This is a genomic window from Algibacter sp. L4_22 (assembly GCF_023473045.1).
Taxonomy (GTDB): Bacteria; Bacteroidota; Bacteroidia; order Flavobacteriales; family Flavobacteriaceae; genus Algibacter.
The window spans coordinates 239,654-266,102 of sequence record NZ_JAMCOK010000003.1 but is presented as its reverse complement, the minus strand read 5'-3'; the positions used below and the strand labels follow the sequence as shown (position 1 = coordinate 266,102).

The 26,449-nt window shown below is 32.7% G+C and carries 23 protein-coding genes; 7 read left to right on the top strand and 16 right to left on the bottom strand.

Features of this window, described 5'->3' with window-relative positions; translation table 11 throughout:
• Window positions 1–20: 20 nt before the first annotated feature.
• A complete protein-coding gene (gene purB / locus M4I23_RS09280) occupies window positions 21–1,364 on the bottom strand; it encodes an adenylosuccinate lyase (RefSeq protein ID WP_158844016.1) in 1,344 nt (447 codons plus the stop codon).
• Window positions 1,365–1,456: 92 nt separating this feature from the next.
• On the opposite strand from purB, the gene M4I23_RS09275 reads away from it, so the two are divergent.
• Window positions 1,457–2,440, top strand: a complete 984-nt coding sequence (locus M4I23_RS09275; RefSeq protein WP_249754204.1) for a DUF1028 domain-containing protein — start codon at window positions 1,457–1,459, stop codon at window positions 2,438–2,440.
• On the opposite strand, the gene M4I23_RS09270 is transcribed toward M4I23_RS09275, so the two are convergent.
• Window positions 2,441–3,004: an adenylosuccinate lyase gene (locus M4I23_RS09270; RefSeq protein WP_249754203.1), complete on the bottom strand. Its 564-nt coding sequence runs from the start codon at window positions 3,002–3,004 to the stop codon at window positions 2,441–2,443.
• A 37-nt stretch (window positions 3,005–3,041) separates the two neighbouring features.
• On the opposite strand from M4I23_RS09270, the gene M4I23_RS09265 reads away from it, so the two are divergent.
• Both M4I23_RS09265 and M4I23_RS09260 read left to right on the top strand, forming a co-directional pair.
• Window positions 3,042–3,515 (top strand): heme-binding domain-containing protein, encoded by a 474-nt coding sequence (locus M4I23_RS09265; RefSeq protein WP_249754202.1) that lies wholly within the window; start codon window positions 3,042–3,044, stop codon window positions 3,513–3,515.
• Between the two features lie 64 nt (window positions 3,516–3,579).
• Complete coding sequence (locus tag M4I23_RS09260) at window positions 3,580–4,815, top strand: glycosyltransferase family 4 protein (protein WP_249754201.1); 1,236 nt, start codon at window positions 3,580–3,582, stop codon at window positions 4,813–4,815.
• On the opposite strand, the gene M4I23_RS09255 is transcribed toward M4I23_RS09260, so the two are convergent.
• The 3 genes from M4I23_RS09255 to M4I23_RS09245 form a co-directional block, all read right to left on the bottom strand.
• On the bottom strand, window positions 4,812–5,258 hold the full coding sequence (locus tag M4I23_RS09255) for a KTSC domain-containing protein (protein ID WP_158844008.1): 447 nt from the start codon (window positions 5,256–5,258) through the stop codon (window positions 4,812–4,814). The two genes, M4I23_RS09260 and M4I23_RS09255, sit on opposite strands and share 4 nt — an antisense overlap.
• A gap of 189 nt (window positions 5,259–5,447) precedes the next feature.
• The gene (locus tag M4I23_RS09250) at window positions 5,448–6,236 is read right to left on the bottom strand and encodes a transglutaminase family protein (protein ID WP_158844006.1); all 789 of its coding nucleotides are present in this window, start codon (window positions 6,234–6,236) and stop codon (window positions 5,448–5,450) included.
• Between the two features lie 183 nt (window positions 6,237–6,419).
• Window positions 6,420–7,103, bottom strand: coding sequence for an NAD-dependent deacylase (locus M4I23_RS09245; RefSeq protein ID WP_249754200.1), 684 nt, complete (start codon window positions 7,101–7,103; stop codon window positions 6,420–6,422).
• A gap of 125 nt (window positions 7,104–7,228) precedes the next feature.
• On the opposite strand from M4I23_RS09245, the gene M4I23_RS09240 reads away from it, so the two are divergent.
• Window positions 7,229–7,885, top strand: coding sequence for an RNA methyltransferase (locus M4I23_RS09240; protein WP_158844002.1), 657 nt, complete (start codon window positions 7,229–7,231; stop codon window positions 7,883–7,885).
• On the opposite strand, the gene M4I23_RS09235 is transcribed toward M4I23_RS09240, so the two are convergent.
• The 7 genes from M4I23_RS09235 to M4I23_RS09205 form a co-directional block, all read right to left on the bottom strand.
• On the bottom strand, window positions 7,882–8,658 hold the full coding sequence (locus tag M4I23_RS09235) for a hypothetical protein (protein ID WP_249754199.1): 777 nt from the start codon (window positions 8,656–8,658) through the stop codon (window positions 7,882–7,884). The genes M4I23_RS09240 and M4I23_RS09235 overlap by 4 nt on opposite strands.
• 268 nt (window positions 8,659–8,926) lie before the next feature.
• Window positions 8,927–9,706 (bottom strand): carboxypeptidase-like regulatory domain-containing protein, encoded by a 780-nt coding sequence (locus M4I23_RS09230; protein WP_158843998.1) that lies wholly within the window; start codon window positions 9,704–9,706, stop codon window positions 8,927–8,929.
• 660 nt (window positions 9,707–10,366) lie between these two features.
• Window positions 10,367–12,199, bottom strand: coding sequence for a DEAD/DEAH box helicase (locus tag M4I23_RS09225; RefSeq protein ID WP_158843996.1), 1,833 nt, complete (start codon window positions 12,197–12,199; stop codon window positions 10,367–10,369).
• A 356-nt stretch (window positions 12,200–12,555) separates the two neighbouring features.
• On the bottom strand, window positions 12,556–13,278 hold the full coding sequence (locus tag M4I23_RS09220; protein ID WP_249754198.1) for a HEPN domain-containing protein: 723 nt from the start codon (window positions 13,276–13,278) through the stop codon (window positions 12,556–12,558).
• A gap of 345 nt (window positions 13,279–13,623) precedes the next feature.
• Entirely contained in the window at window positions 13,624–14,421 is a 798-nt protein-coding gene (locus tag M4I23_RS09215; protein WP_249754197.1) for a hypothetical protein, read from the bottom strand.
• A gap of 28 nt (window positions 14,422–14,449) precedes the next feature.
• Window positions 14,450–15,682 (bottom strand): M48 family metallopeptidase, encoded by a 1,233-nt coding sequence (locus tag M4I23_RS09210; protein ID WP_249754196.1) that lies wholly within the window; start codon window positions 15,680–15,682, stop codon window positions 14,450–14,452.
• Window positions 15,683–15,750: 68 nt separating this feature from the next.
• On the bottom strand, window positions 15,751–16,551 hold the full coding sequence (locus M4I23_RS09205) for an RNA methyltransferase (RefSeq protein WP_249754195.1): 801 nt from the start codon (window positions 16,549–16,551) through the stop codon (window positions 15,751–15,753).
• A gap of 200 nt (window positions 16,552–16,751) precedes the next feature.
• On the opposite strand from M4I23_RS09205, the gene M4I23_RS09200 reads away from it, so the two are divergent.
• A complete protein-coding gene (locus tag M4I23_RS09200; protein WP_249754194.1) occupies window positions 16,752–17,978 on the top strand; it encodes a hypothetical protein in 1,227 nt (408 codons plus the stop codon).
• 1 nt (window position 17,979) lies between these two features.
• On the top strand, window positions 17,980–18,501 hold the full coding sequence (locus M4I23_RS09195) for a hypothetical protein (protein WP_249754193.1): 522 nt from the start codon (window positions 17,980–17,982) through the stop codon (window positions 18,499–18,501).
• On the opposite strand, the gene M4I23_RS09190 is transcribed toward M4I23_RS09195, so the two are convergent.
• The gene (locus tag M4I23_RS09190; protein ID WP_249754192.1) at window positions 18,479–19,906 is read right to left on the bottom strand and encodes a hypothetical protein; all 1,428 of its coding nucleotides are present in this window, start codon (window positions 19,904–19,906) and stop codon (window positions 18,479–18,481) included. The two genes, M4I23_RS09195 and M4I23_RS09190, sit on opposite strands and share 23 nt — an antisense overlap.
• Window positions 19,907–20,096: 190 nt before the next feature.
• On the opposite strand from M4I23_RS09190, the gene M4I23_RS09185 reads away from it, so the two are divergent.
• Window positions 20,097–20,897 carry a DUF6503 family protein gene (locus M4I23_RS09185; protein WP_249754191.1) on the top strand — a complete coding sequence of 267 codons (801 nt, stop codon included), beginning with the start codon at window positions 20,097–20,099 and terminating at the stop codon, window positions 20,895–20,897.
• 64 nt (window positions 20,898–20,961) lie between these two features.
• Here M4I23_RS09185 and M4I23_RS09180 read toward each other — a convergent pair whose 3' ends face one another.
• The 3 genes from M4I23_RS09180 to M4I23_RS09170 form a co-directional block, all read right to left on the bottom strand.
• Window positions 20,962–22,263 (bottom strand): amidohydrolase family protein, encoded by a 1,302-nt coding sequence (locus M4I23_RS09180; RefSeq protein WP_249754190.1) that lies wholly within the window; start codon window positions 22,261–22,263, stop codon window positions 20,962–20,964.
• Window positions 22,264–22,273: 10 nt separating this feature from the next.
• Window positions 22,274–25,255, bottom strand: coding sequence for an amidohydrolase family protein (locus M4I23_RS09175; RefSeq protein ID WP_249754189.1), 2,982 nt, complete (start codon window positions 25,253–25,255; stop codon window positions 22,274–22,276).
• Window positions 25,256–25,346: 91 nt separating this feature from the next.
• Window positions 25,347–26,408 carry a DUF3810 domain-containing protein gene (locus M4I23_RS09170; RefSeq protein ID WP_249754188.1) on the bottom strand — a complete coding sequence of 354 codons (1,062 nt, stop codon included), beginning with the start codon at window positions 26,406–26,408 and terminating at the stop codon, window positions 25,347–25,349.
• Window positions 26,409–26,449 lie beyond the last annotated feature (41 nt).

Sequence of the window (26,449 nt, the reverse complement as noted above, 5' to 3'; positions counted from 1 at the left end):
AGTCTTATCATCAAACATATTTATATTCCTGTGTAATTACTTGGTGTAATTTGTTTTAATTCTGCTTTTATAACATCACTTACTTCTAAAGTATCAATGAAGTTAGAAATAGAGGTTTGGTTTATTTTCTCATTAGTACGTGTTAAACCTTTTAAAGCTTCATAAGGATTTGGATATGCCTCGCGACGTAATATAGTTTGTATTGCCTCGGCAACAACTGCCCAATTATTTTCTAAATCTTGTGCAAACTTACTTTCGTTTAAAAGTAATTTGTCTAAACCTTTTACTGTAGATTTAAAAGCGATTAATGTGTGCCCGAAAGGTACACCAACGTTACGTAAAACGGTACTATCTGTTAAATCACGTTGTAGTCTAGAAACAGGTAATTTAGCTGATAGATGCTCGAAAATAGCATTAGCAATTCCTAAATTTCCTTCAGAGTTTTCAAAATCTATAGGGTTTACTTTATGTGGCATAGCAGAACTACCTACTTCACCAGCTTTAATTTTTTGTTTAAAATAATCCATAGAAACGTAAGTCCAAATATCGCGATCTAAATCTAGGATAATGGTATTTATACGCTTTAAATTATCAAATAAAGCCGCCATATGGTCGTAATGCTCAATTTGTGTAGTAGGGAAAGAGTGCTGTAAACCTAATTTTTCTTGAACAAACTTGCTTCCAAAAGCTTTCCAATCAATATTAGGGTAAGCTACGTGGTGTGCGTTAAAATTACCAGTTGCTCCACCAAATTTGGCTGAGCTAGGTATATCGTTCAATAAGTTAAATTGCTCTTGCAAACGCACAACAAAAACTTCAATTTCTTTTCCTAAACGAGTAGGCGAAGCTGGTTGCCCATGTGTACGCGCTAACATGGGGATATGTGCCCAATCTTTAGATAGTTTTTTAATTTTTTCTAAAACTATAAGATATTCAGGAACATAAACATCATTCATTGCTTCCTTAATACTTAAAGGAATGGCTGTATTGTTTATATCTTGAGATGTTAACCCAAAGTGGATAAACTCCTTGTATGCTGAAAGATTTAAAGCATCAAACTTATCTTTTATAAAATACTCAACTGCTTTTACATCGTGATTGGTAACGCTTTCAATTTTTTTGATAGCAAGCGCATCTTCCGAAGAAAAATTCTTGTAAATACCTCTTAAATCTTCAAAAATAGCTTTATCAACAGATTCTAATTGAGGTAGCGGAATTTCGCAAAGTGCGATAAAATATTCAATTTCAACTAAAACACGATATTTTATTAAGGCTTCTTCCGAAAAATATGGCGCTAATTCGTTTACTTTACTTCTATAACGACCATCTATTGGCGATATGGCGTTTAATGCTGATAATGACATAGTTTATTTGATTTTTTGAAGCTGTAAATATAGTTATTATACAATAAAACTCTATTAGAAATTACCTATCTTTAATCTTAATTTTTTTGAAAATGAAAAAAATATACAATCTATTGTTAATCCTGTTTTTAACACAAACCATTATGGCTCAAAATTATAAAAAGTCAGAACCTTTTGCTCATACCTATTCTATTGTTGCTCGCGATGCAGAAACTGGAGAAATGGGGGTCGCCGTACAAAGCCATTGGTTTAGTGTTGGTAGTATTGTAACTTATGGTGAAGCTGGAGTAGGTGTAGTTGCAACCCAATCTTTTATAAACCCAAGTTATGGACCAAAAGGTCTTGCTTTAATGAAAAAAGGAGTGCCTCCACAAAAAGCTTTGGATTCTTTGTTAGGCGAAGATGAAGGAGAGATGTTTAGACAGGTTGCTTTTCTAGATGTAAAAGGGCATGTTGCCACGCATACGGGAAGTCTTTGTATTGAAAATGCAGGGCATAGGCAAGGTGATAACTTTTCTGTTCAGGCAAATATGATGCTTAATAATACAGTTTGGGATGCCATGGCTGTAGCATTTGAAAATACTGCGGGTTCGCTTAGTGAGCGTATTTTAGCTGCAATGAAAGCCGCACAAAATGAAAAAGGAGATATTCGAGGAAGTCAAAGTGCTGCCATTTTAATTGTAAAACCTACTTCTACAGGTAACATCTGGGAAGATACTATTATGGATTTAAGGGTTGAAGATAACGAAAACCCAATACAAGAATTAGAACGCTTAATTAAAATTCATAAAGCATATGATTTTATGAATAATGGTGATTTGGCAATGGAAAAAGGTGACACAAAAGCTGCTGAAACATTCTACTTAGAAGCACAAAAGTTGTTCCCAGAAAATTTAGAAATGAAATTTTGGTACGCTATTAATCTTTTAAACAATAAAGAGTTTAAAAAGGCGCACCCTATTTTAAAAACTATTTTTGATGAAGATGGAAATTGGAGAGAATTAACTAAAAGACTTGTAAAGAGTAAATTATTAGTTATTTCAGATAAAGAACTTAAAAATGTTATAGAGTTATAATTACTTTTTTATCTTTTTTAAAATTTGTCGGGCTCGTGCTTTAAAAGCTGGACTTTGTTTAGGGTAATCACGATCTAAAATTATTTTTAATTCGGGATGCACCCAATCAAAGTGTTTTCCGAATAGAAAAAGAGCAACCATTCCGTATGCTTTTGGTGCTACTTTTTCATCGTTAATCATATAATCGAAGCAAGTTTCAATAATACGTTCTTGGTGCACTTTTGTTAACTCGGTCTTAATTCGGTTATCTTCTCTGGAGTTATAATACTTAGCTAAAAGTTCACAAATTTTAGCAACGGGACGCACAGCAGGATCTAAATGAACTTTATATATGTTTTCTGTAAAGCGATCTAAATAGGGAATTATAGTTTCAATATCTTTACTACACATAAACTCTAAAACCCAAGCAGCACGTGGAGAAATTTTATCATCTACCCTAAAAAGGATGTCTAACAATTTAGGGATTAACTCCGGATGGTTAATCATCATATTGGCATAAAACAACCGCTTTTCTCTAGAATGGTTTACGTAATTTAATTCGTTGTACAGTTGCTCGGTAGTCAAATGGATTGCGTATTTTTATGCTTTAAATTTAATTAAAATGAAGATAGTAAAAAAAATATTGTTGTTATTATTAATCGCATTTGTAATTGGTCAGTTTTTTGGACCAGAAAAAAATGAAGGTGATTTGGCTTCAATTGATGCCTTTTTGGCTGAAACAAATCCGCCTGAAGATGTAAGGCTTATTTTAAAAGAAACTTGCTACGATTGCCATAGCGATGTAACGCGATATCCTTGGTACAATAATATAACGCCAGTAAATTTCTGGATGGCACATCATGTCGAGGAAGGAAAGGAAGAGTTGAATCTTTCTAATTGGATAGGGAATTCTGTAAAACGAAAAGACCATAAGTTTGAAGAAATTATTGAAATGGTTGAAGAGAAAGAAATGCCTTTAGAATCTTATACCATTACACATACAGAAGCTAAACTTAGTGATGCGCAAATTAAAGCTGTTGTAGATTGGGCGAAATTGGTGCGTATAAAATATAGTTTGGAAGCTAAACCTGAGTAAATTTAGTCACAATCAACTTGGAAAGGGTTCTAACGGAATTAAGTTTTAATATCAATTAATTTAGGTGAATAAAAGATTATTAATAATCGGTTTTGTTTGGCCAGAACCTAGAAGTTCTGCTGCAGGCAGTAGGATGATGCAGTTAATTGAAACTTTTCAAACACAAAATTACAACATTACTTTTGCTAGCCCTTGTGCAAAAAGTGATAATGCTTTTAACCTTGAAAGTATTGGTGTGTTGCAAACTACAATTGAATTGAATAACGGTAGTTTTGACGATTTTGTAAAAGGATTAAATCCTGATATTGTACTTTTCGATCGTTTTATGATGGAAGAACAGTTTGGATGGCGTGTTACTGAAAACTGCCCGAATGCCATTAAAATTTTAGATACCGAAGATTTACACAGTTTACGAAAAGGTAGACATCAAGCATTTAAAGATGAAAAATTATTTGATAAAGCATATTTGTTTAATGATACAGCAAAACGAGAAATAGCTTGTATTCACCGTTGCGATTTAACCTTAATTATTTCAGAGGCTGAAATGGAAATTCTAAAAAATGATTTTAAAGTTAATGAAGATTTACTGCTTTATTTGCCTTTTATGTTAGATGAAATTTCAAAAGAAATAATTGGAAATCTACCATCTTTTGAAGATCGAGAACATTTTATTACCATCGGAAATTTTCTTCACGAACCTAATTACAATGCAGTTTTATATTTAAAAGATACCATTTGGCCATTAATTAGAAAGCAATTACCAAAAGTAGAATTACATATTTATGGAGCTTATGCGTCGCAAAAAGTAAACCAGTTACACAACGGGAAACAAGGTTTTTTAATAAAAGGTTTTGCCGAAGATGTAAATACGGTAATGCAGCAAGCTAAAGTATGTTTAGCTCCAATTCGGTTTGGAGCAGGTTTAAAAGGTAAATTAATAGATGCTATGCAAAATGGTACACCCATGGTAACGTCAACAATTGGAGCAGAGGGTATGTTTGGCGATTTGGAACCGAATGGGTTTGTTGAGGATATCCCGAACAATTTTGCAAATCAAGCTGTTCAACTTTATAATAATGAAAGGGTTTGGGAAGAAAAACAGGAATACGGATTTGCTGTAATAAACAATCGATTCAATGCGCAAAAACATAAAAAGATGTTCTTATCGCGAATTGAATCGATTGTAGATAATTTATATACGCATCGTCAAAATAATTTTATGGGGCAAATGCTACATCATCATAGCATGCAGAGCACCAAATTTATGAGCCGATGGATAGAGGAGAAGAATAAAGCCTAAGCTTCTACTTCACTTTTCTTAATTTTTCTGTAGGTATACGTGTTAAAAATGTTTCGTTTACCAAAACGTGTTTGTTTATCAGATTGTGAGAATTTGATATACACAGCTTTGTTTACTCCAAAAAATTCGTATGTATTTCCGTCTAAAAAGGTAACTTCTAAAAGTAAACCTTTATGTTGCCAATCCATAATTGGGGAAGCAATAGTTTGGTTGAAATCTTCTAAATTCGCTTCCTTTGTTTCTGGAGCAATGCTCACTAAAAAATGGTAAGCATCAATAATTTGTCTACTTTTTAATTCAGCTTCAATAGCTTTTTCGTCTCCAGCTTGGAATTTATCAGGGTGCCATTCTTTTACTAAATTTCTGTAAGAAGATTTTAAAGCTTTTAAACTCATATCTTGTTCAGCACCAAATAATTTCTTGTATTCATTAATACGTTTCATAAAAAGCAATTCTAAATTTTGCGCGAAGATAAACTTTTTAATGAGGTATCTGTTTCATTATCTGATATTTTCCAAATAATTTTATAAAACCTAAGGTTATTTCGTAAAAGTATTATAGCATAATTGTATATAATATGTCGAGTTTATTAATAATGAAATTGCTGAGAAAAGGAAAATTAATATCTAAGTTTAACTTTCAATTTGTTCTACAGTAATTAATTGCTGAATAGGAGTAACGGAAGGACCAAATTGATTATATACGGCAACATCGGCAGCATCTAGACCATAACCAACGGTAACATAACCACCTTTTATTCCGCTTTGAGTAGCATCAAAAGAATACCATCGTCCGCCAATATAGGCCTCAAACCAAGCATGCATATCCATTGGTTTTAATTCGTACAAATACCCAACCACCATACGTGCCGGAATACTTAAACTTCTACACAATGCAATTCCTAAATGCGCAAAATCTCTGCAAACTCCAGATTGTTTCATGTTAACCTCTGCTGCCGAAATAGGAAAGTCGCTACTACCAGGAATAAAACTAATAGTATTTCGTAACCAATTTTCAATGGCAGCAACTTGGTCGTAACCTGGTAGAGCATTTTCAGTAATAGATTTTGCTAAATCATGAAATCTTTCAGACTCACAATATCTACTTGGTAATAAATAGCCAAGTATCTCGTTTGGCAAATTTTGAACTTCTATAAAAGGAGCTCCAAAGGCAACGTCCATATAATCTGAAACTTTTACATCTGCCGTAGTATATATCGAGAATTTACCACTTGGAGCAACAAGGCGTTGGCACAGATTACCATAATTGTCTGTAAATTCACTTATAGCTACATTTTTAGGTATTTTATATTCATCCCGTTCTACCCATTGTTGAGCACCACTACGAGGGCGTAACATTAAAATAAAAGGAGTTGGTGTTTCTATTTGAAATTCCAATTTGCAACTAACGCGTAAAAGCATATATATGGTTTAGTGAGAGATATAAAGTGAACTAACTCAAAAATAGCCAATTTTAAATAAAATTTGCTTTAATCTAGTTGTGGTTATTTGTAAAAGAATACCTAAGAAACGTAGAAAAACATAAAATAAAAACATAAAATAGAGAATTAGCTAAATAACGCTATAAACTCAGTTTTGTTAAAATTAAACGTCGCTTTCCAAAAGTTTTTCAACCAAACTTAAACCTATGGTTGCAGGTTCTGTAATTACCGTTAAATTTTTACTGCTTTTCATATTAGGTTTTGGATCTATAAAGTATGTTGGTGTGTTTTGCGGTACATAATTCATTAAACCAGCAGCTGGATATACTTGCATAGAGGTGCCAATAATTATTAAAATATCTGCAGTTTCACAAATTTCAATGGCTTTATCCATCATCGGGACATCTTCACCAAACCATACAATATGCGGCCGCATTTGGTATCCTTTATCAGATAGATCGCCTAAATTTATGTCGTTTTTCCAAGTTTTAATATCATTTTTATCAACTGTACATCTTGCTTTTAGCAATTCGCCGTGCAAATGCGTTACGTTTGTGCTACCAGCTCGCTCGTGTAAATCATCTACATTTTGGGTAATTATACTTACTTTATAATGTTTTTCAAGTTTTGCCAAACCAATATGTGCTTTATTTGGTTTTACAGTGCTAAGTTCTGCACGGCGTTGGTTGTAAAAGTCTAAAACTAATTTGGGATTAGCGGCAAAACCTTGTGGCGTAGCGACTTCCATAACATCATGGCCTTCCCATAAACCATCGGCATCACGAAATGTTTTAATACCACTTTCGGCACTTATGCCAGCTCCTGTTAATACAACAATATGTTTCATAGTGTTAAAAATATAAATTTTAAATCAATTGGAACAGACTTAGATTTTAAATTGTATTTATTTTTAATGAAAAATCTTCTAAGTGGACTACGTTGCGATTTAAAATTCTTTTATATTTTTGACGCATGATTGATTTAAAACTATTAGAGCACTTGGAAACATTCCTTACACCATCACGAAAGGAGAAATTTACCAAAGTTTTAGCACAGCGCACCAAACATTTTACGGTTGCCACAGAAGATGTTTATCAACTTCATAATACCAGTGCTGTTATGAGAACTTGCGATGTTTTCGGGATTCAAGAACTTAATATTGTTGAGGAACAAAACTCTAAAGATATTGACAGAGAAATAGCCATGGGCGCACAAAAATGGGTAGATCTAAATCGCTATAATCATGTTAAGGATTGTATTGCGGATATGAAAAGTAAAGGATATCAAATTGTTGCTACCACACCGCATGCTAATGATTGTGATATAAAGGACTTCGATGTCACTAAAAAATCTTGTTTTTTCTTCGGAAGAGAGACGGAAGGTTTATCTCAAGCGGTTTTAGATGAAGCGGATTGTTATTTGAAAATACCAATGGTTGGTTTTACCGAGAGTTTAAATATTTCTGTTTCCGCGGCTATTATTTTACAGCAAGCAACGTCTAAATTAAGACAATCTGATTTGGAATGGCATTTAACCGAAGATGAAATTCTAGAAAAGCGTTTAGATTGGTGTACAAAAACAATAAAAAGTTACGAGAAAATTACCGAACGTTTTTATGAAACAGATTAATTTTGCTCAGTAGTTTTAAGCATTTCTAAAAAGTCATTACTACTTTTAAGAAGTTTATCTAGAAGCATAAAATCATTTTTTTCTAGTAATAAATTAGAGTTTATAGATTGAGAATCGCAATAATCAAAAAATAGAGGTATATACTCATCAGGTATTTTAAAATCATTGATTAGCAATGATTTATTGAACAATTTATGTGATGAAGAAAAAAGAGAATCTAAAGTTTTATATTCTATTGTTGTTATAAGTTGTGGTTTGGCTTTTTTACTTTTTAAAAGCTTAGCCACAAGTGATGCAATGGCAACAAAATCTATGCCCGATTTTGGCATGTTTTTATACCAAGTTTCAGAATTATTTTTTAAGTCGGATGCTAATTCTGTTCCCAAATCACTATTAGTTTCGAGAGCTTTTAATCCAGATTGGTTGGCATTTTCTGCAAGTAATACTTCGGGTAAATTGTTTACTTGTTTTGTGAGTTCTACAACTATTGTGTTTTCTAAATAAAACGCATCAATTTTTACATATTTTGTTTGATGGAAGAGTGATGTTATTACTAAGCTATCATTACGAGTAGCAATAAGGTTGAAGCTTCCTTTCTCATCAGAAAATGTAACGCTGTTTTTTGTTTTATTAAAAATTTTGGCGCCTTGTACTGTAGATTCTGAATCGTAAATTTTCCCTGTTATATTCTGAGAAATCATGGTGAGTGGCATTAAAAAGAAGAGTAACGCTTTTTTATAGTGCATGGTTTGTTTTGATAGTTGCTGTACCAAAATACATCATTTTTTGTTTATGATGTTGTTTCTTTAATAGTTTTTAACATGTTAATTAGTAAATTTTTAACTGTTTTATAGAAGAGAAAAGGTCTTTACAGATGGTCGCGTTAGGGATTGATGCGACATCCTTTTTGCAAAAATTAATTTCTCTAACTTTGGATAAAGCAGGTTTTTTAATAAAGTAAGAGGTTTAAATAGATAGAGGTGTTTTGCCAAAAGATATAGCGGAAAGCCCGACCCTTGTGGTAACGCCCAAATAAATATTTTAAATTTTACGAGTTCTTCCTCGGCTTAATACCTTGTATTCTTCGTAACATTCGCTAATGGCATCGAGGATTTGAAGGTCGTTTGCTTTTTGTATAAAACCTTTGGAATAGTTGCATTGGCTTACAATTTCGTCTAAATCAACACGATCTACTTGAAGTAAAACGGTTAGCATTTCGCGGTCGAATTTAGTTGCTAGAAGATTTCTAATTTCATCGTCTTCCTTCATCTTTTTTAACTTTCTAAGTTCGTTTTGTTTTTTACCAAACATACGATGTAGAAAATCGGCTGGATTAAATATAGACCCTATTACTTTGGTGAGTCCAGATTTTTTATCGGCCTCATAACCCGTGCCTTCTAATCCAGAAATATTATAGCGATAATTACTGTTAACAGCGGGAACTTGCTTTATATCGACTTCTAAAAAACCGGTTAGTTTTAATTGGCTTACCACAACTTCTTCTAATGCTAGGGCGAGTTCGGTAAGTTCAATGTTGGAACTACCGTATTTTAACCAATCATTAGTTACTCTAACTTTTATAGATTTGAATCCTAAATAAGAAAAATGTAAAGTATCGTTAACTTTTGCTGTAATTTTAAATTCGCCTTTTTGGTTTGTTGTAGTTCCTTTTACTTGGTTTAGGTTTACAATATTTACGCCTTCTAGAGCTGTAGATGTTGATGCGTTAAGCACAACTCCTTCTGCTTTTTCGCTGTCTTGCGCGTATGTTTGCCCTACCAATAAAGTAAATATAAAAAGGAAAATTAAATTTTTTCTCATCAACGAATTTTTTATAAAAGTACTAAAGAATTAAATATAACCATATATTTTAATATAATTTAACTTAGAAGTGCTCTATTAATGCGGATTTGAACACAATAACGAGGTTTTTGTAAATATTTAAGTGGTTTTTATTAAGAATATTATTACATAAATCTATTTTCATAAGAAATTACTAAACCTTTCTGAAATTTATTTTTAACTATAAAATTAAGGTGGCTAACTGTTTAATATGCATTGTTTTATTGTGGGTTTTAGTGTTTTTTTTATTTTCAAATATTACTGATGCTCAAGATTAAGCAGCTAATTGGTTTTTTTGATTAGTGTAGGTATTAATTTTGAAAATAATGACGTAGAGAGTCTAAATAATGGTGTAGATTATTGGCTATCAATTCAACTCTGTATTAGCGAAATCAATATTTTCGATCGTTACGGTAAATTAATCATTCAATTAAATCTCTATTCAAAAAGGATGGGATGGCACTTTAAACGGCTATCCGCTATCAACTTCAGATTATTAGTTTGTTATTAATAGGCCGAGTAATAACACACAGTATCATGGCCATTTTACATTAAAACGCTAAATACAAGGCATAAAAAAAGCTGACTAAAAAGTAATTTTACTTTCAGTCAGCTTTTGTATGTTATAAAATATAAATTTTATCTTCTAGAACGTCTAGCTCCAGAAAAATTCCCTCCACCAGAGTCCGAATCCGAACGTCTTGGTTTAGAACCTCCTTCACTACTACGTCTGCGGTCACTTCTGCTTCCAGAACCACCTTTTCTGTCATCACCACGTCTTCCGCCGCCACGTTTATCGTCGCGTCTTCCGCCACCACTACTACGTCTATCATTGCGTCTTCCGCCACCGCCTCGGTTTTCCGAAACTTCAACATTTACAAAACGTCCTTCATGTTTAAAGTCTGTAAAGAAAGCTAAAACTTTATCCTTAGTTTCGTTTTCAGTATTAAAGAAAGAGAAACTCTCTTTAACTTCCACTTTAAAAACATCGTCTCTACCAAGTTGTAATTGGTCTTTTAAGAAATCTTTCAATTTCATCCAATCGAAACCATCTTTTTCACCAACATTAATAAAGTATCTTGTAGAATTAGATTTTCCACCAAAATCACGATCACGACCACCTTCACGTCCTCCATCTCTAGAACCTTCAGCAACATTTAAGTTTTTAGATTTTTGGTAATAGTTATAAAAACGTGTAAATTCAACCGAGAAGAATTTTTTAATCAATTCATCTTTCGTTGTATCCTCAAACATTTCATTAATGCTTGTTAGGTATTTTTCAATTTCGTCGTTAACTTCCGTGTTATGGATTTTATTAGCTAAAGACATTAATTGCACTTCGCAAATTTCCATACCATCTGGCACTTCTTTTTTCTCAAACTCACGTTTAATAATGCGTTCAATACTTTTTATTTTTCGAACCTCACTTTTCGAAACAATAACCATAGAAATACCGTTTTTACCAGCACGTCCGGTACGACCAGAACGGTGAGTATACGTTTCAATTTCGTCAGGTAATTGGTAATTTATAACGTGAGTAATATCGTCAACATCAATACCACGAGCAGCAACATCTGTTGCAACAAGCATTTGTATTTGGTTTTTTCTAAACGATTGCATTACTAAATCACGTTGGTTTTGGCTTAAATCACCGTGCAAAGCACCAGCGCTATAACCATCCTCAATAAGTTGCTCGGCAACTTTTTGAGTATCACGTTTTGTTCTACAAAATACTACAGAAAAAATATCTGGATTTGCATCTGCCAAACGTTTCAAGGCTTGGTAACGGTCTCTAGAATTAACTAAATAGTATTCGTGAGATACGGTACTTGTACTTTCATTTTTATTTCCAACCGTAATTTCCTGTGGGTTGTCCATGAATTTTTTCGCAATAGTTGCCACTTCTCTTGGCATAGTTGCAGAAAATAACCATGTGTTTTTTTCATCTGGAGTGTGTGATAAAATATCAGTAATATCTTCCTTGAAACCCATGTTTAGCATCTCATCAGCCTCATCTAAAACCGCGTATTGGATTTTAGAAATATCAACCAATCTACGGCTAATCATATCTTTCATTCTACCAGGCGTAGCCACAATAATCTGTGCACCACGTTTAACGTCACGAGCTTGGTCTGTAATGCTAGATCCACCATAAATGGCAACCACATTTAAACCTTTACAATACTTACCGTATTGTTTCATTTCGTTGGTAATTTGTAAACAAAGTTCACGCGTTGGGCTTAAAATTAAACCTTGAGTCGTGCGGCTATCAACGTCAATTTTCTCTAACATAGGGAAACCAAACGCCGCCGTTTTTCCTGTTCCGGTTTGGGCTAGTGCCACTAAATCGGTTTCAGAATTTAATAAAATAGGGATTGCTTTTTCTTGAACTTCACTAGGCTTTTCAAATCCTAAATCTGTAATTGCTTTCAATAGATCTTCATTAAGACCTAATTCTTGGAATGTGCTCATTCTTGTATAAGTATTCGATTTTGTTATGTGGTGTTACATAAGAAAGCGAATCGACATACTTAACCTTAAACTTCCAGTAACACATCCTCTCTCTGAGGAATATAAACTCATTATTTTCTGAGTTTCAAGGTGCAAAGGTAATCAAATTTTTGGATATTCAATTTTTTGGACGTTTTAACACGCTTTCCACTATATCTTTTTAAAAACTTATAGCTTTCAGCATAGTAGTGTTTATCTAGAATGTTTGTAGAAATACCAAGGTTTTTGGTTGCTTAAATTTTAAAAAGGATGCCGCTGCAATCGTTAACGCGGGGTTGGGCTGGGGCTTAAGGATTGTTAAAAAGTTAAATAATTATTTATTTATTATCTTCTTCATATGCTTTGTAGCACATTTGAAAACTTCGATTTTCAGTTCCTTTAGGTACCAATGAATCAAAACTAAATTTGCCGTCGTTTTTAGATTCAATGGTTGAATAAGAAACTTCCATAATTTGATGATTATGAATTCTTAACTCAAAAACAAAATCTAATTGTTCTATAAATTTAGTCTTATCTATTCCTAGTAGGACATAGTTATTTGTAAGTAAAGCGGCTTCTTTTATGCTAATATCTCTATCGTATCTAGTGATTTTTTTTGTAGTTTGGTTTGCTTCCTGCACTTGGATCTTAGGTTCAAGCAGTGAATATGTATAATCCAGTTCGGCAAGAAACTTATTTCTTAATATAACCATATTGTAGCCGGTATCGCACGACCCTATGTACCTGCTAGAATATATTTTGGTTAGAACATTAAGGAAGTCTGTATTTAAGGAGTGATATAAATCAAGGTCATATTCTTTAATATCAATTAATAATTCAGAGAGATTATGTCTCCATTTAACCTTTTTTTTACTTGTAGAAATTAGTGCTTTGAGAAATTTTTCAATAGTTGTATTGGCTAAACTACATGCTTGAATTAGCTGGTTGTTATTAAATAAGATCCTCGCGGCTAAGTAATCTCTATAAGATTCTGATAAATAGCCAATTATATCCTTGGCTTCTATTATGGGTAAAGTTGTTTTACTTTTATAAGTTTTCATTTGCAATAAATTTAGTTGAATAAATTAAGTAAAATCCATCAGAATTAACAACTTATCCCAGATAATATTATGCGATTTCTCTTAGCGTCGAAATGACAAAAAAAAATGGAGAGTGGGGTATATTTTTAATTACTGATATGCTGTAAAAGTTTGGGGTGTGATTAATGTATAAAGGCGTAAGCTTATGTGGTGTAAAATGCTTAAACTGTTTTTGGAAAGCTTCTTTAAGGTAATTAATGGTTCGGTTTTATAGTTGGTTTTAGTGTAATCACCACCTATAAATCGAAATTTTCATAATTGTTTTTTTATTGATAAATAGAAGTTTATCAATAAAGTTTGGATAAATTATTTACTCTTTCTGCTAGTTAATACAATTACAAGCCAGCCTATACCAAGAGCAAGAAAGACTACACCAAAAGGATCATCTAGTCCGCGCATCGCAAATCGTGCAAAACCAAGAATCGACATCACTAAAGCGCCTTTCCAACTACCAAAAAATCCTGGTTTTTCAATAGCTTCGGTTTTGTCTATTCTTTCTGTCTCTGCTTCGTTAACTATAAAATCTGTGCAATATGTATCAAAACTTGGTTTAGCATTATCTAAACTGCAAATTAACCCAGTTTTAGAGTCAAATGCTTTATTTACACATCTTTTACAAAGGCTCAATCTATCACCAATGGTGTTGTAGGTTTTAGTTTTTAAAGCATTAACATCGGTAGGCGTATAGGTTATTTTTTGTACGCCATTGTATTTTCCTAATATTTTTTTTCTTAAGTAAAAAGCATTAATAGCTAAGTAAATTGTTAAAATTAGCGATACTAAACTTATAATTATTTGGGAATGCGCAAATATCGCGGGGTGCGTTATTAACTGAATAGTTATTGAAATAACAGCTATACCATTAAGAGCAATAACAGCATATAATATGTACTCAAAAGTTTTTAAGTTTTTTTGTATGGTTTTGGCTTTTATAGATTTGTCTAAGATGTTTATAAAACTAAAAAAGACAAAAAGTTTACCTAAAGTAAATATATTGCCAATAATATTATAGGCAAAGCCATATTGGAAGCTGGTTATTATTGCTATTACTAACGTAGTAATTATTGTTGCTATTGATAGTAGGTAGGTGTTTTTCCAGTTCATGGGGTTTGTGGTTTTAAAGTTAAAATTGTTACTGCCTCAAATTTCCAATACGTTCCAAAAGCGTAGGATGCGAGTAATGCATAAAAACATAAGCCGGATGTGGTGTTAAATTGCTTAAACTGTTTTTAGACAGTTTCTTTAAGGATGTAATTAAAGGTTCTGCTTTATAGGTGTTTTTAGCGTAATCATCGGCTTGGTATTCAAATTTTCTAGAAAAGAGATTCATTATTAAACCTGTAATTTCCGAAATAGGAGCGTAGAGCATTCCAAAAGCAATTAACCCGATATGAAAACTAGGGATTTCAACACCTAAAGCTTGTGATAATATAGGGTTCGAAATAAATAGCGATAAAATAAAAAGTGTAAATCCAGTTAATAGAATTGAAGTCGCTAAATTAAAAATAATATGCTTCTTTTTATAATGACCAACCTCGTGAGCAAGTACAGCAACAATTTCATCTTCATCCAAATCGTTAATTAAAGTATCGTAAAGCGTAACGCGTTTTTCGCTACCAAAACCAGAAAAATAAGCATTGGCTTTTGTGCTGCGTTTAGAACCATCGATAACAAAGATTTTATCTAATTTAAAGCCAACTGTTTTTGCGTATTCCGAAATGTTATCACGTAAACTTCCGGCTTCTAAAGGTGTTTGTTTATTAAAAAGTGGCACAATAAGTTTAGAGTAAAATATATTCATGAATAAACTAAACACAGCAACTAATGCCCAAGCGTAAAGCCAAAACTGATTGCCTGTTGCTTCATAAAACCAAATAATTAAAGATAGAATGGCACCGCCAACAATAGCCATCATAAACCAGCCTTTTATTTTATCTAAAAAGAACGTTTTAATGGTTGTTTTATTAAAACCAAATTTTTCCTCAATTACAAAAGTGCTATAATAAGAAAATGGGGTTGTTAAAATATCGCTACCAATCATGATAATTCCGAAGAAAATAAGAGCAACAAATATTGGGTTTTCACTGTAGCTGCGTGCAATATTATCAATAAATTCGAAACCATCGAACCAAAGAAAGGCTAATGTTAAAATTACGGAAAAAGTAGAGGTTAGTAATCCGAATTTATAATTTGTCGCTTTATAATTTTGCGATTTTTTATATGCTTCGTCATCATAAACATCTTTTAAATCTTCAGGAAGTACGTCGTTAAAGTGTTTTGCATTTAGGGCGTCTAAGACTTTATCAACTATAAAACTGATAATAATAATGCCAATTATAATGTAAAAAAGAGTGTTTGCGTTCATAGTGTGTTAAGTTTCAAATCCGAAACGGACTGTTGTTCTTTGGGGAACTCGTTTTTTGTAATTTACGTTTATTTAAAATTACGTTGGCGTTTGGCTTCAAAAATAAGAATTCCGGCAGCAACAGAAACATTCATAGAATCTATTTCGCCTTGCATCGGGATTATTATATTTTGAGTTGAGCTTACGCGCCATTCTTCGCTTAAGCCTGTAGCTTCTGTACCAACAACAATAGCGGTTGCTTTGGTGAAATCTTGCTCGTGATAGTGAATAGCAGATTGTAAAATAGCGCAATAAATATCAATGTTTTTCGATTTTAGAAACTCTATAATTTCGGTAGTAGAACCTGTTGCAATAGTATTGGTAAATACACAACCTACGCTAGAACGAATAATATTTGGGTTGTATAAATCGCCTTTTGGATTGGCAATAATTACAGCATCGGCATTGGCAGCATCGGCAGTACGTAAAATGGCGCCAATATTACCTGGCTTTTCTGGAGCTTCAGCAATTAAGATTAGTGGTGTTTGGGTGTCAAATTTTAAATCACTTATTAGGTGGCTTTTTGGTTTGGCAACCGCTAGAACACCTTCTGTAGTGCTTCGGTAAGCGAGTTTTTCGTAAACGTCTTTAGATATTTCAATAGTTGTATTCTGGCTTGTAGTTAACGCTTCGAGTTCGTTTTCAGAAAAGAGTCCTGGGTAGAATAAAACGGTGTCTAATACATAACCACCTTTTATGGCTAATTCTATTTCGCGAACGCCTTCAATTAAAAATAAACCTGACTTTTTACGTTCACGCGATTTGTCTTTTAATAAAACAAGTTGTTTAATATATGGGTTTTGTGTACTAGATATTTCTTTGTAATTCATATCGCTTTATGGCAAAATCTATAGCTGCAAATTTACACTTTTATATACAATAAGCAGGAGATGCTTTATTCTTGTGCTTCTTCTTTTTACTTTCGGGAATTCTATAATTAGGTTTTTTAATTTGTAGTCTGTTTTTAAAAAATGGAATTGAACTCTAAAACCGTTTTAATTTTGAGTATTTTAGAATTTTTAAATAAATAATGATGAAATATTTAGTGAAAACATTTTTTTGCGTTTTTCTTACTCTTTTTTCATGTCAGGAAAAAGAGGAAAGCAATCAGATTGAAATTGTAGATACACCAAAAGAACTGTTATCTAAAGAACGAATAGCGTCTATTTTAAATAGGCAAATAGATCTTCTTTCAATTCAATATTTAAACGATAGCACACTATATCCACAGATTTCGTTACCAGTTGGTTATGAGTATGATATTACAGTTGAGGATGCTTTTGAAGATTATGAGGCCAGTGATTATGAAGAATATATTTGGGGAGATTTAACAATACGAGAAGACAGAGCTGTAGCAATTGATATTGAAAGTGGAGAGGATTATGATGCTTATGGGATTTCTGAGGGTATTGTACTCTTACCATCTAAAGATAAAGATGCGATTACTTTTGAGAAAATTAAAAAAAATATAAGTGATGCCGAAGATAAAGTTTGGGAAGATTTAATTGTAGAGTATCAAGATGCAAACAGCGTTATTTATTCCGAAAGAGATGGTTTTAATGTTGTGTATTTTGAATATGATGAGATACACGAGTATTTTATTGTTTATGAAGCTGTAATCGATATGATGGACTTAAATAGAAAAGAGAATTTTGAAATGGCTCTTTTTTCTTTAGGTATGGCTAAGAATTTAACTAAGGAACCTAAAAATAATGAAGATTTAGCTGTTAAGTCTTGGGCAGACTATATAGATACGTATCCTGCTGTTACTATAAAAGCCTATAATTTTGCTCTTAAAGATATCGATAAAGAGATGAGAGTTTTTATGGAAGAAAATGAAGAAATTGATTTAAGAAGTTTATATAATTATAAAACTTTCGATTTTTATTATGCTTCTAAAAAATTCGACACGTCATTTTTAAATATTATTAATTCCCTGAAAAAAGGAGCTATGCTCGATAAAAACCTTGTGAAACAGGTAAATGATGGTAAGACCGAGTGGGAGTTTAGAAGGCGAACATTTAGAAGTGATGGTTTTATGGTTAATGTAAAGCATGAAGGCAACGCCTATGTAATTACTAAAGATAGCAAAAATTATGATGGTGAAACTAGTTATGCAGATCATTTTTACTATCGAATAGAAAAGCACAATAAAGTATTTTATTTTAGAAAAGAGGGCGTGGATAAAAACTCGGCAGATTTTTATAAAAAAATGCTTGATTATCAAATGGAACATAACACTTTAATGATTGAATAAAATGCGGTATATAAAATATTTTTATTGTTTAGTATTTTTAGGGATGTTACATTCCTGTAATGTTGTTGGTAATGATTTAGAAAAAGAAGTAGGCTTATCGACTTCCTCAATTTCTACTATAGATAATGTGTCTTTGAAAAAAGGAGAAGAGGTTGTAATTTGGACAAAATCTAGCTTAGAATATAAAACATACGAATCTCCAGACCTTGACGATTATTCTATAAAGTATTACATAGAAAAAGATAAGGACTCGATGTTGGTAGATCGGTATTTGCCATTGGTTTTTTCTCATTTTATTAAATCTTCAAAAGAAGAAGAATCGGATACAGAAACAAGATACAATGACGACAACGAAGAGGAAGAAGTCGATATTACACGTGTAACAAGTGAGTATGAGGCCGAGTCTGGAGTTTATGTAGTTCCAGAAGATGGGAACTATAGTTTTAGTTTTAAACTATACTCAAAAGATAATATAAGTTTTTATTCAAGAGGACGCTTCTCTATAAAACTTCGGACTCGTTAGTAGCAGAGAAATGGGAGTCTAACTCTACTTTTATTTGTTCTTCATTTGTGTTAACATAAAAGGCTTTATGGTAGATGTAAAACAATAAATAATAGGTTAAATAGTAAATGGTTATAATAAAAATGCCTTGAGATAGTATACTGATATCAAATACATGTTCTGTAATAGTTTCTATAAAAGAAAAGGAGCTGTAATTTTTAATAATCCATAAAAGCGTAATTATAGCAGGTGCGATATAAACGTATTTTTTGTTTAATGAAACGATAAATAAACAAATGCAATGCAGAATAATACCTGCGAAAATCCAAGCTAACTCATCTTCATTGGTTAACTCATCTTTATTTATAAAAAGGATAAAAGCAATCATTAAAACAGCATAAATACTAAGATGAATGTTTCTTTGTTTAGGTGCGTTTTTTATAAAATCGGATACAGATTTTACTTTTCTTTTGTGTCTAAGAACAAATAGTGATACCGTATTTAATATTGGAAATAAGGCTACAGCCGAAAATATGCCATAAAAATGTTTCAAAGAATAACTTCTGTATTGCATAAGTTGGCCTAAAAAGCAAACAGCATAAAGTAGATAGGCGAAATTAGATAGTAATTGAATGTTTTCGTAAAAATCAAAAGAGTTTCTAGAGAAAAAACTGAACAGAACAAATGCGACAATATTTTCTAAAACACTAAAAAATACAAGGAAAATTAATGTGTATGAAATGGCAAAACCTTTACTGAAAAACGATTTAGAAATATATTGAGGTGCTAAAATATTACTTTGCTTGTTTGTATTTATAATTTTAGATAATAGGTAGTAAAACCCAATTAATAATACAAAACATTTAAGTACACGCGTTAATATAACGAGTAGTTGAACTAGATATTCGAAAAAACTAGAATCGCTACTAATTATTTGTTGAAAGAGTTCGCTAAGTTTTCCTAATCCACTAGCAAGAACAAAATAGGTTGCAATTACTAAAAGGAAAACTTTTGCAAATGCTTTTTTCTTTGGCCTTACCTTTTCAGTTTTAAAAAATCCAAAAGCAAACCACGAAGCAGATACTAGAAACAGAATAGTTTGTAAAGAGGTCCTTATGGAGCTACTGTTATCAATGCTAAAATAATAATCTATTAAATTTGATAAATTAGTTTGAAATGCAAAAAGAATGAATAGTAAATGTGTAATAATACCTAAGGTCCATTTTTTATTCAGATAAAAATACCAACTAAAAAAAAAGCCCGTAATGCTTGCAATTACAAGTTTCCAAACTAAAATATACAGTGCGGTATCTGGTGTGTATTCATAAACAATAAACCTAAAGATATGCAGAACAGTTAAAATTAATATGAATAAAGGAATTTTTAAAAACACCTTATTTGTTGACACAGTGAAATTTGAATTCATTTATTATCTTAATTTTGTTAAAATGGTTTTTTTTCTGGACTCTAAGTTTCAAACTTATTAAATCCAATTGGTTTATAATACGTTATCGCATTTTTTATTTTAGTTGAACGAACTGTTTTATTTATTAATAATTTAAATATTGTAATTTTAAGTAGATAATTACGACTTCATGGTAAATTAAAAATTTACCATGAGAAATATTCTATTTTTATTTATTACAATTTCAATTCTTTCTTGTAAGAATGAAACAAAAAATGAAACAGTAAAATCCCCAGAACCATCTGTAGAAAAGCAAGTTGAAAATAAAAAACATTACCCAGAAACCTTAGTTAAAATTTTTGATGCACATGGTGGTTTAGATACTTGGAATAGTATGAACTCATTAACATTTGCTCAGGTAAAAGAAGGCGGGAACGATGTTACAACTACCAACTTAAAAAATAGAAAAATTTTGGTAGATATGCCTAAGTATGCTATTGGTTCTAATGGCAAAGATATTTGGTTAAAGAATAAAGGAGAGGAAGCTTATAAAGGAAAACCAAAGTTTTTCTATAATTTAATGTTTTACTTTTACTCTATGCCTTTTATATTGGCAGATGATGGTATTATTTATGGTGATGCCGATCCTTTAGTGTTTGAAGGGAAAACATATCCTGGAATTAAAATTTCTTATGAATATGGTGTAGGTGAATCGTCTGGAGATGAATATGTACTTTATTACAACCCTGAAACTTATAAAATGGAATGGTTGGCTTATACGGTAACTTATTTTTCTAAAGAAAAAAGTAAAGATTTACATTTTAGACGTTATCAAAATTGGCAAGATGTAAGCGGTTTGCAATTACCAGCAACTATGGCAGGTTACGCCACGGAGAATAATGTACCAACAAAAATGAGTAGAGAAGATACTTTTGTAAATGTAAAACTATCTAAAGAGATTCCTGATGCTACACTTTTTGATGTTCCTGAAGGCGCTACAATTGCAAAGTAAATTAGATATAGAAAATATATTAAATTAAAAAGGAAGCCTATTGGCTTCCTTTTTTTTGTTGGTATTAATTGGATTGATATTTTTTGGAATAGCGTTTCCATAATTCTGTTTGGTGCGTTTCTAGACTAATTAAGCGTCCGTCTATAAAAGCATGAGAAATAATGTTGGTACGCATATCTAAGGCATCACCTTCACTTATAAACAAGGTAGCGCTTTTACCAGTTTCTAAAGATCCATACTGCGCATCGATACCTAATATTTTTGCTGGGTTTAGAGTAATTAGTTGTAGTGCTTGTGCCTTTGTTAATCCATGAGCTACGGTTGTACCTGCGTAAAATGGTAAGTTTCTAGAATTCATGCGTTCCATTTGTCCGTTAGCTTGTAAGGCTACTGTAATGCCATTATCTACTAATAATTTTGCCGATTTATATGGTAAATCGTAATCGTCATCAGTTTGGCTTGGTTGCGAGTGTATACGGTTTAAAACTACAGATATGTTATTCGATTTTAAAATATCGGTTACTTTATAAGCTTCCGCTCCGCCAACAACAACCATGTTTGGAATGGCGTTTTTCTTTATGAAATTTACAGCATCGATAATGCCTTTTTCATCATCTACATTAATGTAAAGTTTTTTAGAACCATTGAAAATACCTTCTAATGCTTTATAAGATAGGTTGGTGATAGAAGGGCTTGCTTTTAAATAGGCTTTAGCGTTATTAAAATAATCTTCTATTTCTGTAATTTGGTTGCCGTATTCTTTATTCACTTTTAATGAAGGATCTTCGCCTAACCAGTAGCGTCCTCTTTTGAAGTTGCTTGGCCAATTGATATGAATCCCGTCATCGGTTTTTACAGCAGCATCTTCCCAGTTCCAAGCATCAAATTGTACTACAGATGAGGTTCCTGAAATACGACCGCCTCGTGGCGTAATTTGCCCGAGTAAAACCCCGTTTGGTCTCATAGATTCTACAACTTTAGATTCCGCGTTATAGGCAATAATACTTCTAATGTTTGGGTTCCATGTTCCTATTTCAGAATCATCATCAGTGGCCTTTACAGCATCAATTTCAACTAAGCCTAAAGTTGAATTCGGAATAATAAAACCAGGGTAGACGTGTTTACCTTTACCGTCGATAACGTCCCCAATTCGCGCAATTTTCATATTAGCACTTCCTACGAAAGTGATTTTACCTTCATTAAACATAATAAGGGCATTTTCAATAACTTCACCTGTACCTAAATGCGCCGTGGCACCTTCTATAGATATGGCTTTGCTTTGTTTGTCTGCTGGAGTTTGTTGGGCGTGTATGGATCCGAAAAATAGGAGACAGGCACACGCTATATATAAATTGAAATATTTCATTTTCTATGTTTTAGTTAATTTGATTGCCAATAAAATCGCAATGCATATCTACTTTTTCCTTTTTCTTAATAGGTTGCGTTTTTAAGCCTTTGTTTTTAGCTTTTAGCATTTGGTTGATAAGCTCGTTTTTTTCTTCTTTAATTTCCGAACGCAGCATAGTATCACGTTCTAAATCGAAATAAGTGACACCTTCAATAATTGTTTTTTCTGCTTTAGCATAAATAGACATTGGGTGATCGGTCCATAAAACAACATCGGCATCTTTACCAACTTTTATACTTCCCACACGGTTATCGATGTGTAAAAGTTTAGCAGGGTTTAGAGTAACAAACTTCCAAGCCTCTTCTTCGCTAATACCGCCGTATTTAATAGTTTTTGCAGCTTCTTGATTTAAACGTCTAGACATTTCTGGATCGTCACTATTTATAGCAACCGTAACGCCTGCATTGTGCATAATGGCAGCATTGTATGGAATGGCATCGTTAACCTCATATTTGTAAGCCCACCAATCGCTAAAGGTAGAACCACCAACACCATGTTCAACCATTTTATCGGCTACTTTATAACCTTCTAAAATGTGAGTGAATGTATTAATATTGAAGTCGAATTGTTCTGCAACCTTCATAAGCATATTAATTTCACTTTGAACGTAAGAGTGACAAGAAATAAAACGCTCTTTGTTTAAAATTTCAGCAAGCACGTCCATTTCGACGTCTTTTCTATAAGGTTTACCACTTTTCTTTAAAGCATCGTATTCTTTAGCGCGTGTAAAATAATCGATGTAAACTTGCTCGACACCCATTCTGGTTTGTGGAAAACGCACACCATTAGAATATCTGGTTTGTTTTACATTTTCGCCTAAAGCAAATTTTATAAATTTAGGTGAATCGTTATAAATTAAATTATCGGCAGATTCGCCCCATTTTAATTTTATAATAGCCGAACGTCCACCAATTGGGTTGGCCGAACCGTGCAATACTTGTATTGAGGTTACACCACCAGCAAGGTTGCGGTAAATGCCAATATCTTCATTATCGATAACATCTTCGATGCTTACTTCTGCAGACGAGTTTTGCCCGCCTTCGTTAACCGAAGCTGTTGCAATGTGCGAATGCTCGTCTATAATGCCAGCCGTTAAATGTTTGCCGGTTGCATCAATAATTTGAGCTTTTCCGTCGCTCAAGTTTTTACCGATTTTAATTATTTTACCGTTTTTAATAAGCACGTCTGTGTTTTCTAAAATACCATCGGCTTCGTTAGTCCAAACCGTTGCGTTTTTAAACAGAAGCGTTTCCTGTTTTGGTAGTGTTTTAAATCCGTAAGCAGTGTTAGGGTAGGAGATAGAGGCTATGTTGTTTTTAGAATCATCGTCTTTTTTATCTTTTTCTTCGGAATCGTCTTCGGCTTTTGTACTCTTTTTGGCTGAAAATGGAATTTCATTACCATTAGGTAAAGTAGCTTTCCCTTTTAAAGCAGCGTCGTTTTCAACATGAGCTACAATACGAATAAAATCTTGCGACGTAGAATCTTTTGTAGTCATCGAGATTTGAACCCAGTCATTAGTATAACTAATTTTTGAACCTAAGGTTTTAGTCTCGCTTGTAATTTTAGATTTCAGTTTTTTAATGTCGCCCTCTACAGTCATTTTATAAGCCGTATTATATACGCTAAACTCATAATCACCAACAATATCTATAGTGTTCATGTTGGTAACAATATGTTGCTGGCCTTGTACCCAGTTTTCGTAAAGCTTGGTTTTCTTTTCAAAAATATCGCCCGAGGTAATTAAAAAGTTAGCATAAGCACCATTGTTAAGTGTTCCTATTGCTGTAGATTGCCCAAGTAATTGTGCAGGAATAAGCGTTAATGCTTCTAGAGCCTTCTCTTTAGAAAGTCCGTTTTTAATAGCTTGCATTAATTTGCCTTTAAATTCACTTGGCGATTTTAAAGCGTGTGTCGTTAATGCAAAATGGATGTTGTTATCGGCTAAAACCTTTGGGTTTGTTGGTTCTTGGCTCCATGCACGCATATCGCTAAGTGCTAATGAACTTGTTAAAAAACTATTTTCAACATCATAAGCATCTTGAAAGTTAATGGGTAGTATAAATGCAGCATTCGTGTTTTTTATCTCATCAATACGCTCGTACTCATCACCACCACCTAAAATTACATATTGAATACCAAATTGATCTCCAATTTTATCGGCTCTTAGTGCATTGGCTTTACTTCCAGCTTCAAAAATTTGAACTAAATCTTGATTTCTGTTTAAGGCTTCAATAGATAAATCTTTCGTTTTACTAAGTCCTTTTTTATACCATGCCGCATCATTATATAATTGACGTAACAAAGCAATACTACCCATTATAGAATTTGGGTAAGCTTGTCGAGATAAGGCGCTTCTATCAAAAGATAAGTATTGTGCAGAGTTCTCTTTTAGTATACGTGTTTCATTACCTTCTTTATTATTAAGAGCCACTAAAGTACCGGTTCCTCTATGGATACCGTCTTGTATGTGTGTGTTTACAACGCCAAACCCGGCATTTAGTAATTCTTTAGCTTTTTTAGAATCGTAGCTAAATTTAGTAAGCGCCTCGTTTTCTGGCATCACATGGTCGTTCCAATAATATCCCGTTCTGCTAGCATCGTATTGGGGAGCCTGACTTCTGCTTCTTGCTTGGGCTTTTGGTTTTTCAATACCAAAATCGGAATACATATCAATAAAAGAAGGGTAAATGCTTTTACCTTCAATATTAATAATTTTAGTGTTTTTTGGAATCGAAACATTTGTTCCGGTAGAAATTACCTTTCCATTATGTATTAACAAGGTGCCTTTGTTAATAATTTTTCCGCTAGAAACATGGATTTTTGCATTCGTGAATGCTGTGTAGTTGGTGTTTGTAGTTTTAACACCATCATTTTTTGGAAAATAATCTTGGCTAAATAAGCAACTGCAGCAAAAGAAGCTCAGGATTCCAATACATTTTTTAATCATAGATACAATCTGTTAGTTTTAGCTAAAAATACGGATATCTATCTAGAATCAAAGTTCCTTTACATATAAAGTTGTAATCTTTAAGAATTTCTCATTTTTCTTCAAAATAATTTACCAATAGAGCAACAACGTAACTATAACTTTCCATGCCTTTAGTTTGTTTGTTAGCTTTTAAAAAACCACTATAAAAACTTTTAAATAAAGGCTCAGTTGGGTTTTGGTGAGCCTCCCAAAACACACGAACTTCCTCGTAATTCTTTAAAATACCGATATTTAGGTTTTTAACAACTTCCTCGTAAAGTGCTTCGTCTCTTCGGTAAATTTCATTTAAACAATAGCGTAAACCAAAAGTATAACCGCAATATCTAAAATAAATATTCTCATGATTTATAGCTGCCAAGCAACCAATAAAATTTGCTTCATTTTCTGCTGCAAAGCCTAATTGATGTGCTATTTCGTGCGTTGTTGTGGTCGCAAATTTAAACTTCGGAATCAATCCATCAACCTGCGCTTCATTGGTTAACGGATTCAAATAACCACTAAAACCCATATAAGTTAGCGGATAACTAAACAACGATTTTTTTACACTCTGTGGCGAATATTCCAAATTAGGAAACACCTGCTTCAGCCCTAAATAACCGTCTGGCGCAAGCTTTAAAATTTCATTTTTAGATAACGGAATCTCTACTTTTAATGAATCATTTTTCGCGATTTCCAAATGCAATGCATTCGCTTTAAAAATAAGCTGTTCTGTCACCTTTACAAGTTGCTCTGTAGAATATTCAGGATTCAAATTCAAACTTTTATACAGCGGTAATCGGTAATAGTTAAAACCCCAAAATAAATGAAATGCAAAATAAAGCACCGAAACGGCAGAAAACACATCAGCAAACCACTGCTTTGTATCCGTTTTTAAACGTTTCCAATTTTTAAAAAACCATCTAATTATATAAATTAATCCAACAGCATAGACCAAATCTCCAAATGAAAATGGCAACCACCCTAAACAAAACCGAAACATTTTCGATACATATATATAGAGCCCATTACTGTAATACGCATCTACAAATTCTGGATAATTCCCTAAAAACTTCACGAAAAAATACTGCGGAATCAACAGCAGCGCAATAATCGTTTTTTTATCTTTCAACATAAATCAAAAATAGTAAAAATTTGTACCCAAAGGTCGGGTAT